We start from the raw sequence: 14565 nt of genomic DNA, 5'->3' as shown, positions 1-14565 counted from the left end.
TCGTTGCTTACCGACGATGAGGCTGTTTTCTTTTTCTCACGCACCTCCATGGTCATGGCTTGGGCTTTTCAAAGCTGGCGATGAACTCATCGAGGATGCGTTTGCTTTCGGCAGCTTCTGCAGCGCTGGGTCCACGGTAGTTGGCCCAGGGGTCAGGCTTGGGCGCGACCGCGTTGGGGCGCAGGCGCACGGATTTGAGGATCGCGTCCCATACGGCCATGGCTTCGTAGTCGGTGAGGGAGGGGTTGACGGGCGCGCGGCGGGCGGGACGTTGCCAGAGCGGGAGGTCGTAGCCTTTGTTGGCGAACTCGGGAAGCGTCCAGCGCACGAGGTCCCTAGGTTTATCAGGATCTATGGCAGTACGCTTTTTTCCACCTGCTGATAAACGAATACTCATGGCTGGACGACTTAAGGAGGGATTATTGCGATAGTTCTCGCTCACAAAGAGTATTTGACGGTGCGTGTCGTCACTGAAGCCGATCAAGGATTCCTCGGCCGACATGCCGGCCAATATAATTTGGCCTATCCGCAATTGCTCGTAGTCGCCAGCGAGGAATATTTTCCCGTCCTTTTGGGTTCGAACCTGCAAGCGATCTTCATCATCAGGTGATAACGCGTTGATGTAGATATTCAGCAATACATCCGAAGCCGGGGGGCGGAAGTTGAATGTCGCAATCTCCTGATCGTGATGGCTGCGAATCACAACCGGCCCAAGCGCGAACCCCGCGCCTGCATTGTCTGGGGTGACTTTGAAGATTTCCTTTGACAGTTTTAACAAGCGATTCTCAACAGGGCCGATCTTGCCTTTGAAGGAATCAGCACGGAGCATGACGTAGACGTCGTCGACCAGTAGGTGAAGTTCGTGAACGAAGGTCTGGCGCTGTGTTTTACGCATGTAGTATTGCAACAGGACATTTTGCGGTGTCTCTTCCCGGGCAGAAACCAGCATGGGTATATCATTCATCTCCGAGTTCTTGATCGCCGCAATCCGCTCAACGCGTTCGCGCAAAGCCGCATCAAATCTCTCCTGCGTCACGCCCTCCCCCAGCACGCGCACTTCAACGGATGTGTGATCGGCCCCCAAGCCGTAATACAGTTTTACATCCCCGCTGCCTGTCCAATTGGCGGGCACATCGATCAATCCCCGGCCCAGCGCCCAGGTGCGCATATTGCTGGTCAGTTCGTGCACGGTTCGTTTCTCCTGTTCGCTGGGTTGTTTGAAGGCGGTGCACGCAGCGACCGCCCCAAACAGCAGGCATGTCAAAAAAATGGTCAACCCACGCATAGAGGCCTCTTGGCTTTCGCCGCGATTTTGATGAGGGAGTAGAGGGTGAACTGCTGGGTTAATGGGTTGCCATAAGACGCTTCATGGTCAAAGCCGGGCGCTTGAACCTGCTGGCGGATCGAGTCCTTGCGCGCGAGCATTACCGGTGCGCGACCAGAACTCACCGGTACGGTGCCGTCGCCCGCGCCGTCCTGCATGCGGCAATGCAGTTCCCAATAGCTGGTCTGCACGGTTTTTACCGGCATATCGGGGTCGCCGCGTGGGGGCGCGATAGCTTCGGCTTGCCCTCCTACGTAGATCGGACTGCGTCCGTCGTCTCGGACCTCGTGCATCTGCAGGCTGGACACCGTGAAGGCATCGGGTCGAGAGGCATTGGGTCCGTTGAGACGAGACCCGCGTTGCATTTCCCAGGTGATGGATTCGAAGCTGGGATGTTTGTCGTCGTTGCCGTAGTAGACGTAGGTTTGCGGATGGTAGGAGCCAGCAATACGTTGATGGAAGCTGCCTGCCTTTCTTATGTTCCTCGCAAATGTCTCCCACGTGATCGGGTGCCCACCCTTCGGCGCCAACCACTCTTCACGCAACAACCCCCACCAACGGTCACGACGCAGATATATCTCCTCGTAAGGATCTTTTACCGGCTGACGCGGCATGGCCGGCGCGCCGCGCTCGTCCACCAACCGCAGCCAACCCGGGGTGTAATCCTGAGTAGGCAACAACTGCAAGGCGCCTGGCGCCTGGGCAAACACGGCGGTGACCTCCTGGCCGGACGGGCCGATCACCGCGCCAGCAATGGGGTCTTCGTCACTCATGCCGACCTTGCAGCGGCGATAAGCGACCGGCGCGCCGGTAGCGGGCATTACCCCATGAACGACACCGGCGATTTTGTCGGCCATCCCCGGCAACTGCGCACAACGACGCGCCACCAGCCCGCCCATGGAGTGGGTGACCAGGATCACCTGTTGGCAGTTGCGACCGTACTGGTGCATCAACTCATTGATGCGCTCGGCCAGTCTTGATGCGGCGCTGTCGTTGGAGTCCAGCCAGTTGTAACCGCACGCGTGCACCGGCATGCGGTAGTCGCCGCGCGCCACCAACTCGTCGGAAATAATCGAGGGCAACTGGGCCGCAAGGGTGGCACCCAACCCCGGCATGGCGATGGGCAGCTCAGGCTTCAGCTGGGTGATCTGGGTGGGCCCAGGCTCAACGGCAACGGTGTGCAAGTGCTCCGGCTGGATATCGAACTGCGGCCACTTATGCGGCAGGAATTCGTTGTTCATGGCGTCTTCCAACCACAGCAGAAACGCGTGATAGCTGGTTTCGCTGACTTCGCCCCAGCCGCGTTCTTGGTAGCGCTTGGTCAGGGCCATAGTTGTCTGTTTTTTATCCGAGCCTGACTGCGCTATGACCGTGCCTACAGAGTGTCGGGGTACCGCACCTTTGTTATCGACAGTGGCGCGTACCGGGTGCAGAATTTTTTGACGCTCGCCCGCTGTTTTAAATATCCAGTTTTTCGCCAACCACATATTTTTACCCAAAAATCCAGCATCCAACCGCCAGATGGGAACCCCCTCCTCCCCCTGATCTTCGCTTTCCTGCTCCGCAGGCTTACTCTTCAAATTCGACCCCATAATCCCCGGCACAAAAATCACCGGCAGCACCCCATCCGGCGGCAATATGCAATGCACCGGGTCAGTGATATGGCTCGGCGTGAGAGTCCAGGTATGCACCGGATTGCCACGCGCGTTGTAGGTCATGGGCGCAATACGCGGCGCCGTCGGGTTATCGGTCATGTGAGGTCTCCGTTTTCAAGCCATTCCAGTACCAGCCCTTCCAGCGTCATGCCCTGTTGCAGGGTGACGAAGCCTTCGCCATCGCTGCGCCCTTCAATACGTGCGCCGTCTTTGCGGACCAGGGCGTACGCACGGTTGCGGATGGGGTGACCATTGCTGAAAAAGGTTTGGAAGCGTTCGTTGAACGAGGTGGCGGGCCAGCTATTGAAGTGCGCGCTGGCATGGCTTGGCTGAAGGAAGCGTGTGTTAGCGGCCTTCACCGTAAAGTCACCCGGCATGCCAAGCTCGATGTTGCCGCCCTGCATCTTGATATAGGCGCCGCCGCACAGCAGGGTGATGTGCTTGTCTGCCGCCACCAGCACGTGTTGCTGGCTGGCACTGATTTCCACGCTCTGGTCCGCTTGCACCTGAATGCTGTTGTGTTGGGCCTGCAACAGCAGTTGCCCGTTCTGCGCGATATGGCGCATGTCACCGCCCTGGGCGAACAGGCCCAGCTCGTCGCCGGCATTGATCACCACTTTTTTTCCGGCGGTGAGTTGCTGGTTCTGTTGTGCAACGCTGTCGATGTGTTCGCCTGCGCCCAAGGCGATACTGCGGGAGGTGGCGGCGACGACGCCGGCAGGCCCGCTCAACGCGATGATCGGTTGCGCACCCTCGCCGCTGCCGTTGGGCTGATCATTGGCGCCCTGCCCCAGCACCTTCACGGCATCGGCGAGGGCCTGTTGCGGCTGCCAATCCTGAGCAATGCCTTGCGCAACCTCAGCCGATGCCCCCAAGTGTTTTGCCAGCGTCAGGGCTGCCTGCAACACCTCGATGACTTGCCCGCGTTCCAGTTGGCCCGCGCCGGCGTTCAGTTGTGCTTCGGCGGTCAGCAATAAGCCTTTGGCTGCGCGCAGCGCCCCGTGACCGTCGGTACGCAGCTCAAACCCTTCGCCTCTTGGTTTTCCGCCACCGTAGTGGCGCGGATGTGTGAGGTAACCCAGGTGCAAGGCGCTGTGATCGTGATCACTCATCAATGCCGCACTGATTTGCGCGGTGGTGTCGTCAATGCGCAACTCGTTGGCCCGTGTGCCCTTGAACTCGCGGCTTTTGGTGGTCGCTACAGCGTTGAGTCTGGGCAGTTCATAAGGCGGCAAGTTGGTCTGCCGGTAGGCGCGACCGGTGGCAATAGGCTGATCGGGGTCGCCGTCCAGGTAGCTGATGATGAGTTCCTGCCCCACTCGCGGCACGGCCATGGCACCCCAGGTTGCGCCGGCCCAGCCCTGAGTGACGCGAATCCAGCAGGAACTGTGGTCGTTGTTTTTATCCGTGCGATCCCACGGAAACTGCACTTTCACCCGGCCCCATTCATCGCAATAAACCTCCTCGCCCGGCGGCCCGACCACGGTGGCGATCTGCGGACCGTCAATGCAGGGTTTCTCGCCCAACGGGGCTTTCCAGTCGCAGGCCCAACGAATGGCCGTGGCCTTCAGCCCATAGGCCGTGCCGCTGGTGCTGGCGAACGCTTCCTCCTCCAGACTGCTGTGCTGCGTGCCTTCGTGGGTGATGGCGATGGTGCGCCAACGGTCATTGAAATCCTCGCGCGGGTGCTCGTTGAGGTCGAACGCCAGCCCCGGTTGCAGGCGCGCGTCGTTACCGCTCACGTGGGCCAGCCTGGCGTCGTTGCGCAGGGCGGCCAGGCGCGTTTTGGTAAAGGGTGCGCCGGCGATGTCGCGTTTGTAGCGCCCGGGATAGTCGTAGCGTTCGTAGTCCTTGTGCTGGTTGTTCAGATCCTGGCCGCTGCGGGCGGTGTGTTGCTGGTTGTAGCGCGGGTGGGTGAACGTGTAGTCGCGCTGCACCTGCACGGCGGTACGCACCTGTTCGGTGTAGTGGAAACGGGTGAGTGCCGGCTCCATGGCATCGCCGCCGGGCATGGGCTGATAGAGCACCGCGCAATCGGTGTGAGTGCCGACGGTGCCAAGGCCGCCGACGCGGTCGGTAAGGATGAGGGTGTGGCCATCGGCGCGGTGCTCGAAGCGGTAGAGCATGCCTTCTTCGGCGGCGAGGCGGCTGATGAAATCGAAGTCGGTTTCGCCGGCCTGCACGCAGTATTCGCGGGGTGGGTGCTCAAAGCATATTTCGCTGCGCAGATCAGTCAACTGATGCTCGGCAAGCAGGCTGGTGATGATGTCGGGCACGCCCTGGCCCTGGAAAATGCGCCAGTTGGAGCGCAGCTTGAAGCGTGCCAGGGTGGGTTCGATGACGGCGGTGTAGCGGGTACGGCGAAAGCCGGTGTCCCCCTGGCTGAACAGGCTGACCAGGCCGTGCACGTAGCGCACCGGGGTTTCGCCGCGCCAGAGGGTGAACAATGCCGCCAGGTCGAGCATGTTATTGAAGTCGATGGCGGCATTGTGGCTGGCCAGCTCCAGCTCCAGTTTGAACGGCATGGAGAGGCCTTCTTCGAGCTTGAACGAGACCACGTCGAAGACGTCGCCCTTCAAGGGCTCGAAGGTGAAACGCAAGTCGCTTTGGCGGGGCATGTGACTAGTCCTTACTTTCACTGATGACGGTTGCCACCTTCTGATACAGCTGCGGCTCCCACCCCTGCGCCGTGGTATCGCGCATCAATCGCGCAACGCTGGCGTACAGGTCGTCCGCCAGCCATGACAAGCCACGGGATGCCAACAGGTCGGCAGCGATCACCGTGGCGTAGCTGCGTTGGCGCGGGGCGTCATGGGTGGCGTGCAGGTCCTGCAGGCGCAGCAGCACCACTTCGACGCCTTCCTGAGTGAGTTGGGTGGCCAGTTCATCGCGCAGGCCGGCGTATTCCTGTACCGGGCTGCCCGTTGTGTCGGTCTGATCGGCGCCTGTGATCCAAGCCTGGGTCTGCGCATCCACGAACGGCGTGCCGTCGCTGAAGCACAGCTCCAGCAGGGCCGGCAAACGGCAGACAAAACGTTCGCAGGTCTGGCGAATGGCGGCGGCCACCTCCTCCATCGCCAGGCGCGAGGCGGCGTGGGCGGCGAGGTAACTGCCGCGCAGCCAGTACGGCGAGGCACAGACGCTTTTTTCGATGCGCAGCAATAGGTTCGGGTCGGCGGCGCTCTGGTTCAGCGCGTCCTGATAACCGTCGACGATGTCCTTGGGCACGGCGGTCAATTCAGTGCGGCGGTCTCGGACGATTGAAGGCGCGGTGCGCAGATGGGACCACAGACCGAAACGGCGCAACTGATAGCCGGTGGGGTCGTAGGGGTCCTGCTGGTTGATCTGTTCGGCCATGCTCAATACGGCTCGGCGCTGTTCACGCTCGTTGCCCGGGGCGTGCGGCTTGGGACTGGCGAAAAAAGCCGAGTCCAGAACGCCAGCGCCGGTGGCCGCACGGGCAGGCTCGCTCGCCACCAGCGGCTCGCCGTATTTGTCCAACTGCCGTTGCAGCGAATCCAGTGGCGCATGCTCGAGCTTGGCGCTCTTGAGGCACTGTTTCAGGCTGGCCAGGGCATGCTGCGCCACTGCTTGATAGGCGGGTTCAAAGCTGCTGCGCTCCAGCGTCGGCAATCCGTGTTCCAGGTCGCTCAACAGACGCTGCACCTGCTTGCGTTTGTTCAGGTAGCCGGTCGGGCCGGGCTTGGGGTGCGCGCTGTCCCAATACTGTTCGACCATGCCGGCGACCAACGCCAGGGCATCCGCCCAGCGCGGCCACTGACGGGTACGCAACCAGACCACTTGCAGATGGGCCACGATGCGCCAGTGCTTGCATTGGGAGGTCAGGTATTCGCGGGAGGCTTCGTCGATGTAGGGCCAGTCGATATCACTTTCGCGCAAGCCGCCAAGCTTGACCATTTCCTGGTCGATGGCCTGGTAGGTTTCGTCCTCCACATCGAAATGCCCGGCAGGTTGCTCGGGGTAAATCGGGGCCAGCAAGCGGTTCACGACATCGACCGGAACGTCGATTACCAGCGACATGCCTGACGCTCCTGTTCGATCAGTTCGCCCAGCCCTTCGGCATCGAATACCAGGCCGTGCAGCCTTGGATAATCGCTCTCCACGCGCAGGCGTTGACCACCGCCCATGTTGCGCAACAGCGAGATGGCTTGCAGCCCGCGTCCGGCATCGACCACCAGGCCGGCGTCGTCCAGCACCTGCCATTGATAGGCCGCAAAGATCGGACGCTCATCCTTGAATAGCTGAATACGAATTCTGTTGGGCTTGGCCGGCTCATCGAGTACCAATTGCAGCCGCGAAATACGCGATTCGCAGCTGATCGCCAAATAGGGACGGGGCGGCAATGCACCCAAGGCCGGGGCGGATATCACCAGCCGCGGTGGCTGGACGTTATCTGGCTCCGGGAAAGACGACAGCAGAAAGCGCTGGTCCTCGGCTGTACGCCTGACCTCGTTGCGCTGCACCAGGTCGACAATCGGCAGCACCCTGCCCAGCGCCTTTGGCGACGCGGGCGGATGATGGATGGGTGTGCCGGCGGCCAGGTCGAAACACTCCAGGCGTTTAAGAGGCGACACGATCGCCGGGCAATCCTGCGCGGCGGGGATTGCCTGCACTTGCGCGGCAAGCAGCGCCACACACAGGCCCCCAAAACAACGCCAACGTCGCCTTCCTTTGCACATCAACGTCTCCTCCGGGGACTTTAATTCAACTTCTACTATTGTTGAGCCGACGGTGAAAACCCACCATTAAGCGCAGCAACTTAGCGTGAACGCTCAGATAACAAACAGGCAAGTCGCAGGCGTAACTTTTCTGCAAAATCTTCAAATAACAGACATCCCCCTCAGACAATAAAACCAACTAGCGTAAGAATTTTCTCCGCAGCAATAAAAATCATTAAACAGCGAAACGTCTTACATCCCAAGACCACGAAACGAATCGACTTTGTCCGACATGACTTTTACGAAACAGGCGCTTTTAATGGCGCCACTTTCAAAAAAGGATTTTTCCCATGTCGAAATCTCAAAGTTCCGTCGCGCCTAAAGAACGCATCAACATCAAGTACGTGCCGGCCACGGGCGATCAACAAGCCGAAGTCGAGTTGCCCTTGAAGCTGTTGATTACCGGTGACTTCAAAGGCCACGGTGAACTAACCGCCCTTGAAGACCGGCAATCCGTTCGAATAGATAAAGACACCTTCACTGAAGTCCTTACCAAAGCCGAAGTTGCTCTGGACATGGCGGTTCCGTCTGTTTTGAACAACGACCAAGACACCGATTTGAACGTGCAACTTCAATTCAAAAACATCAATGACTTCGGCCCCGACGCGGTCGCCCGCCAAGTACCGGAGTTGAACAAGTTGCTGGAACTGCGCGAAGCCTTAGTTGCGCTCAAGGGCCCGATGGGCAATGTCCCGGCCTTTCGTAAACACCTGCAAAACCTGCTGACCGATGAAACCGCCCGTCAACGCCTGGCCAGTGAACTGAACCTGGTGCTCGACGCGCCCAACCACTGATTTGAACGCCCTTCTCAACGGAGTACTCCCCATGCCTATGGAAAGCGCCGCCGCCCAAGTATTGGTGGCTGACGAACCCCTGTCGTTGCTCGACCAACTGCTGGCCAACACCACCATTCGCCCGTCTCAGGAAGGTTATGCCGTGGCCCGCCAAGGCGTGGCCGCGTTCATCAGCGAAATCCTGCAAAGCGGAGATCACCGGCAGCCGGTCAACAAGCACCGGGTTGACCAGATGATTGCCGAAATCGACCGCGCCTTGGGTAAGCAGATGGACGTGATCCTGCATCAGCCGCAGTTCCAGCAACTGGAATCGGCCTGGCGTGGGCTGAAGCTGCTGGTGGATCGCACGGACTTTCGCGAGAACATCAAGCTGGAAATGCTGCACGTCACCAAGGATGAACTGCTGGACGACTTCGACAATGCCGGCGACATCACCCGCAGCGGCTTGTACAAGCACGTCTACACCGCCGGCTATGGCCAGTTTGGCGGCGAACCGGTGGGCGCCATCGTCGGCAACTACACTTTTGGCCCCAGCTCGCCAGACATCAAATTGCTCAGCTATGTGGCCTCCATCGGCGCCATGTCCCATGCGCCGTTTGTCTCGGCGGCCGGGCCTGAACTGTTCAACCTCGAAGGCTTCCAGGGCCTGCCCGATCTCAAGGAAATCAGCGATATTTTCGACGGCCCACGCCACACCAAATGGCGCAGCCTGCGCGAATCCGAAGACGCCCGCCACCTGGCGCTGACCCTGCCGCGCTTCTTGCTGCGCCCGCCCTACAGCACCGACGACAATTCAACGCGCAGCTTCGGCTACGACGAAACCGTCGACGGCAATCACGACAACTACCTGTGGGGCAACACCGCGTTCCTGATGGCTTCGCGCATCACCGACAGCTTCGCCCGCTACCGCTGGTGCCCGAACATCATCGGCCCGCAGTCCGGCGGCGCGGTGGATGACCTGCCGGTGCACCTGTATGAATCCCTGGGCCAATTGCAGGCCAAGATCCCAACTGAAGTGCTGATCTCCGACCGCAAGGAATTCGAGCTGGCCGAAGCCGGTTTTATCCCGCTGACCATGCGCAAAGACAGCGACAACGCGGCGTTCTTCTCGGCCAACTCGGTACAGAAACCGAAGAACTTCCCCAAGACCCGCGAAGGTCAGGAAGCCCAGACCAACTACAAACTCGGCACCCAGTTGCCGTACCTGTTTATCGTCAACCGTCTGACCCACTACATCAAGGTGCTGCAGCGCGAGCAGATCGGCAGTTGGAAGGAACGCCAGGACCTGGAGCGCGAGCTGAACGACTGGCTCAAGCAGTACATCGCCGACCAGGAAAACCCTTCGTCCGACGTGCGCAGCCGTCGCCCCTTGCGCGCCGCAAAAGTCGTGGTGCAGGACGTGGAAGGCAATCCAGGCTGGTACCAGGTGTCGTTGGCCGTGCGCCCGCACTTCAAGTACATGGGCGCCAACTTCGAGATCTCCCTGGTCGGTCGGCTGGACACCCAATAAGTGGGCGCCAGCCTGTTCGAACGCCTGGAGCCCGACGCACCGCGCTACCGCCCCGGCAGTGCGGGTGAACAGGCGCGCCAGCGGGTCGAGGCGATCAAACGCCACTTGGAACAGGTGCTCAACTCACGCCAGGGCTGCTCGCAAAGCAGCCCTGAGCTGGGCCTGCGCGATTTCAACGGCGTCACCCAAGCCAGCAGTGATCTGGTGGTGGCCATCAGCACCGATATCCGGCGTTCGGTGGAAGCCTTTGAACCGCGCATCAAGGTCACGGGTGTGCGCTTTCAGCCCGACCCGGACCTGCCGCTGGAGCTGAACTTTCGCCTGGATTGCCAGGTGCAGGTCAACCACAAGGAAGAACAGGTGCAGATCGAGGTGGCCATGCACGGCCGCGACGGCTACACCCGTGTGAGATGAGAATGCAATGGACTTGAAACAACGCTTTGCCGAGGAGTTGCGCTACCTGCGCGAACTCGGCCGCGAGTTTGCCGAGGACAACCCGCAACTGGCGCATTTTCTCGGCGATCAGGCCGGCGACCCGGACGTGGAACGCTTGCTGGAAGGCTTTGCCTTCCTCACTGCCAAGCTGGGCATGAAGATCGATGACGATTTGCCGGAGCTGACTCATCCACTGTTGCAGATGCTCTGGCCCAACTACCTGCGGCCCTTGCCCAGCGCAACTATCATCCGCTTCGCGCCACTGCCCAATGCAATCAGTCAACGCAAGGTGATTCCCAAAGGGACGCGGCTGTTTGCCAACCCCGTGGACGGCGTCTCCTGCGAGTTTCGTACCTGCACCGACGTCAACCTGTACCCGTTAGCGTTGCACGAAGTCAGCGATGCCCACAGCCGCGAAGCCTCGACACTGCGCATTGACCTCAACGTGTTGACCCAGCAACCGCTCAACAGCCTTGAGTGCGACCAATTGGACTTTCACTTGGACGGCGACACTGCCACCGCACTGACGCTGTACCTGTGGCTGGCCCATTACCTCAAAAGCATCACGCTGTACGTCAACAACACGTCTTGCCGCTTGAACCCCACCGAGTTGGGCTTCCCCGGCTTCACCGCCGAAGAAGCATTGCTGCCCTACCCGCGCAACGTCTTCGATGGCTACCGCATCCTGCAGGAATACTTTGTGTTCCCGCAGCGCTTCCACTTTTTCAGCCTGACCCGACTTGCCAAGGTCTGGCCGGCGGTCAGCACGGGACAGATTCGCTTCGAGTTTCAGTTCTCTCGGCCGATGCCGGTCAATACGCATTTGCGCACATCAGACCTTCACCTGTTCTGTGCGCCGGCGGTCAATCTGTTCCGCCACGATGCTGAACCCATCATGCTGGATGGACGCAGCCAGGAACGCCGTATCAGCCCCACGGGCAACCGCCACGATGCTTATGAAATCTTCAGTGTCGACCACGTGGCCGGCTGGGACGCCGCCGACAAGGAGCGCAAGGGTGATCCATTGCGGCGCTTCACCCCATTCGAGTCGTTCCAGCATGAGATCGAACATGCGCGGGGCCGCACCGCGCTGTATTTCCGCACGCATATCGAGGAGTCCCATGGGCGTGAGGGCTTGCGCCATCGCATCGCTTTCGTGCGCGGCGATGAAAGCCTGTACATCGGTGAGCATGAAGCAGCGTCCATCGAGTTGACCTGCACCAACCGTGACCTGCCGCAGTTGCTGGGCGTGGGTGATGTGTCGCTGTCCACCGAGGCCACCCCGTCGTTTGCCACCTACACCAACCTGATCGCGCCGACTCGAAGCTACCGGCCGGTGCTGGACAGCAGCCTGCACTGGACGCTGATTTCAAACCTGTCGCTGAACTACCTGTCGTTGTTGTCGGCCGAGCCGCTCAAGGCGGTCATCCGCGCCTATGACTTCGCCGCCCTGCACGACCTGCAACAGGCCCGCGCCACGCGCAAACGCCTCAATGGCATCCACGACGCCGTGACCACCCCCATCGACTGGCTGATGAAAGGCCAGGCGGTACGTGGCGTGCAGACCCGCCTGCAACTGGACCAGAACGCCTTCCTCTGCGAAGGCGAGTTGTACCTGTTCGCCAGCGTGCTTTCGCACTTCTTCGCACTATACGCGAGCATCAACTCCTTCCATCGCCTGGAAGTGATCAATACCACTAACAACGAGCGCTACGAATGGCCACTGTTGACCGGCAGACAACCCGTGATCTAGCCGATGTGCTGCTGGCCGACGCGCGAAACTATTCGTTTCACCGTCTGCTGGAGCATCTGCATGCTTTGCACGGCGATGACCTGGAGGCGCAGCCCCTGAGTGCGGCGACTCGCCGCCGCGTGCGTCTGCAAAGCCATGCAGGGTTGGGCTTTCCGGCCTCCGATGTGGTCGACGCGGCACGCATTGAGGAGGACCGCGAAGAGGTGCGCTATCGCTTGCAGACCAGCTTCTTTGGGCTACATGGCGCCGACTCGCCACTGCCCGGTTATTACCTGGATCGCCTGGCCTACGAGCAGGCCCAGGAGCGCGGTATTCGCCCGGCGTTCATGGACTTTTTTAATCATCGCTTGCTGACCCTGCTGCACACCAGCTGGCGCAAGTACCGCTACTACATCCGCTTTCAGGCCGAGGCCAGCGACCGCTTTTCGCGCTACGTATTCTCCATGGTCGGGCTGAACGACAACGACCTGCGTGGCGCCACACCGTTGCCGTGGAGCCGCCTGCTGAGCTTTGCCGGGTTGATCGCCAGTCGCAGCCGTTCACCTTCGATAGTGTCCGGCATTGTCGAGCACAGCTTTGATCTGCAAGGTGTTTATATTCGTGAGTTCGAGGTGCGCTCGGTAAATTTGCCGCAGCGTCAGCGCCTGGCGCTGGGCAAGGCCAACGGCACCTTGGGCAGCGATTTCGTGGTGGGTGACCGCAGCAAGACTCGCGCCAGCAAGTTCACCCTCGTCATTCCCAACCTGACCCAGGCGCGCTTTCGCCAGTTTTTGCCCAGCGGCGATCAGTTCGGGCGATTGCGCCAGTTGATGGATTTTCTGCTGCGCGATGCCACCGCCTACGACCTGGAACTGGGGCTTCGCGAAGAAGATGTACCGCCGTTCAACCTGCAACGCGCCCGCGGCACCCATCTGGGCTGGACCAGTTTTATCGAAGATCAGGAACAACGTCATCCCGCCGTGGTGCGGATTCGGGGGCGCGCATGAAGCTGACCGTGGTCATCAACAATCCAGCGCAGTTACTGCACGGGTATTTGCCCCTTCACCGGTTTGGCCCACAGGGCGGCCGCATCGGCAGCGCCGCAGCGGACTGGCGCCTGCAAGATCGCCACAACAGCGTGCGGCCCAACCACTGCGACATCCGCATCGTCGAAGGGCGCTTCTGCGTGATCGACCGCAGCGGTAGAACCTACGTCAACAGCCACGATCTGCCGCTTGAGCGCCATGTTGCGATAAGCCTCAACGACGGTGATCGATTGCAGATTGGTGCGTATCAGGTCGCGGTGCAGTTGGGCGAACACGTCCCAGGACAGCATTCGCTCGATGAGCTATTTGGCGACCACCCTGAGGGCATGCACGTGTGGCACCAGAAAGACCTGCCGAGTCGGCCACCGGCGGATAAGCGACCTGCCATTTGCCCGGAATTTGAGCGTCTTTGCCGATCCGTGGATTTAGCCGAGCAAGGCGACCCTCTCCGAGCGATGCATAAAGCGCCGCCGGCCGAACCGCTGGCGGATATTGGCGCGCCAGCACACAAGCGTAGCGTCAGCCTGTTCAGCAACCTTCGTCTGGGCACCCTATTGCTGGCCTGTCTGACCCTCAGCGGCTGCACCATGCTCGGCAAGATCGGCCAGGTGATCTGGACGCCCTCCATCCCGGTCGGCGGCCCCGACGATCAGCCCAGCCGCTACTCCCTGAGCCTGTACGCCAGCGACAACGTCAATCCGCGCCTGATCAGCACCGGCACGGCAATGGATGAAGACGCGAGCCGTTCGCCCTACACCCTCAACGTGCAGGCAACCAGCCCGCAGGCGCTGACGGACAAAGTGCAAACCTTGCTCAACCACCTCTATGAAAACGTGCCAGCTCAATCGTCGCTGTCCTTGGAGCCAAGCCCCGTGGTGCCAATGTCGCCCATCGAAGACGCGCTGCTGGGCGACTACGACGCTCAGGGTGTGAGCCTGATCACGCCGTGGGGCAACCCGGCGCTGGCGCATGTCGCCACGCCCATCGCCTTCAAGGTCTTGCAGTTGACCGACGACTCGCTGCTGGTCAACGCCAGCCCACAAGCCATGCCCGATGACCTGGAAAAGACCCTTGGCAGTACCTACATCCGCGCCGACGACTACCTGCTCAGCCCTGGCCAATTCAAGTTCATCGACCTGCGCGCCCTGGATGAAGACACCCGCTTTATCGCAGTGATCGCCAACTACCACAGCACTGATGTCGGCCAGTGGAAACAGCTCCTGCGCGTCGAACCCAAGGGTCGCCAGTACGCCGTACTGGTGCAGTTGGATGCCGACCAGGTCAGCCTCAAGGGAGAAACCCGATGACGCCTTTTTCAGCCGCTTTTGCC

11 protein-coding genes are annotated in these 14565 nt (G+C 60.6%); 6 read left to right on the top strand and 5 right to left on the bottom strand.

Annotation, left to right across the window (positions count from 1 at the left end):
* Positions 1 to 52: 52 nt before the first annotated feature.
* Genes VRB54_RS09370 through vasI form a run of 5 tightly spaced genes read right to left on the bottom strand, consistent with a single transcriptional unit; the run spans position 53 to position 7634 of the window.
* Positions 53 to 1285, bottom strand: a complete 1233-nt coding sequence (locus VRB54_RS09370; protein ID WP_338480512.1) for a T6SS immunity protein Tli4 family protein — start codon at positions 1283 to 1285, stop codon at positions 53 to 55.
* Entirely contained in the window at positions 1273 to 3078 is a 1806-nt protein-coding gene (locus VRB54_RS09365; RefSeq protein WP_338480511.1) for an alpha/beta hydrolase, read from the bottom strand. The genes VRB54_RS09370 and VRB54_RS09365 overlap by 13 nt, the downstream gene beginning before the upstream one ends.
* Positions 3075 to 5597 (bottom strand): type VI secretion system Vgr family protein, encoded by a 2523-nt coding sequence (locus tag VRB54_RS09360; RefSeq protein WP_338480510.1) that lies wholly within the window; start codon positions 5595 to 5597, stop codon positions 3075 to 3077. Before VRB54_RS09360 ends, VRB54_RS09365 begins: the two co-directional genes overlap by 4 nt.
* Positions 5598 to 5601: 4 nt before the next feature.
* Positions 5602 to 7020, bottom strand: coding sequence for a type VI secretion system protein TssA (gene tssA, locus VRB54_RS09355; protein WP_338480509.1), 1419 nt, complete (start codon positions 7018 to 7020; stop codon positions 5602 to 5604).
* Positions 7008 to 7634 carry a type VI secretion system-associated protein VasI gene (gene vasI / locus VRB54_RS09350; RefSeq protein WP_338480508.1) on the bottom strand — a complete coding sequence of 209 codons (627 nt, stop codon included), beginning with the start codon at positions 7632 to 7634 and terminating at the stop codon, positions 7008 to 7010. Before vasI ends, tssA begins: the two co-directional genes overlap by 13 nt.
* A 374-nt stretch (positions 7635 to 8008) precedes the next feature.
* On the opposite strand from vasI, the gene tssB reads away from it, so the two are divergent.
* Genes tssB through tssJ form a run of 6 tightly spaced genes read left to right on the top strand, consistent with a single transcriptional unit; the run spans position 8009 to position 14542 of the window.
* Complete coding sequence (gene tssB, locus VRB54_RS09345) at positions 8009 to 8512, top strand: type VI secretion system contractile sheath small subunit (RefSeq protein ID WP_338480507.1); 504 nt, start codon at positions 8009 to 8011, stop codon at positions 8510 to 8512.
* Positions 8513 to 8549: 37 nt separating this feature from the next.
* Positions 8550 to 10022: a type VI secretion system contractile sheath large subunit gene (tssC, locus tag VRB54_RS09340; RefSeq protein WP_338481077.1), complete on the top strand. Its 1473-nt coding sequence runs from the start codon at positions 8550 to 8552 to the stop codon at positions 10020 to 10022.
* On the top strand, positions 10023 to 10436 hold the full coding sequence (gene tssE / locus VRB54_RS09335; protein ID WP_338480506.1) for a type VI secretion system baseplate subunit TssE: 414 nt from the start codon (positions 10023 to 10025) through the stop codon (positions 10434 to 10436).
* A 7-nt stretch (positions 10437 to 10443) separates the two neighbouring features.
* Entirely contained in the window at positions 10444 to 12210 is a 1767-nt protein-coding gene (gene tssF, locus VRB54_RS09330; RefSeq protein WP_338480505.1) for a type VI secretion system baseplate subunit TssF, read from the top strand.
* Positions 12174 to 13196: a type VI secretion system baseplate subunit TssG gene (gene tssG, locus VRB54_RS09325; RefSeq protein ID WP_338480504.1), complete on the top strand. Its 1023-nt coding sequence runs from the start codon at positions 12174 to 12176 to the stop codon at positions 13194 to 13196. The genes tssF and tssG overlap by 37 nt, the downstream gene beginning before the upstream one ends.
* Positions 13193 to 14542: a type VI secretion system lipoprotein TssJ gene (gene tssJ, locus VRB54_RS09320; protein ID WP_338480503.1), complete on the top strand. Its 1350-nt coding sequence runs from the start codon at positions 13193 to 13195 to the stop codon at positions 14540 to 14542. Before tssG ends, tssJ begins: the two co-directional genes overlap by 4 nt.
* Positions 14543 to 14565 lie beyond the last annotated feature (23 nt).

Origin of the sequence: Pseudomonas trivialis (genome assembly GCF_036864995.1) — a bacterium.
GTDB lineage: Bacteria > Pseudomonadota > Gammaproteobacteria > Pseudomonadales > Pseudomonadaceae > Aquipseudomonas > Aquipseudomonas trivialis.
The sequence above is the reverse complement of the archived record's forward strand: the minus strand, read 5'-3'. Positions and strand labels throughout refer to the sequence as shown.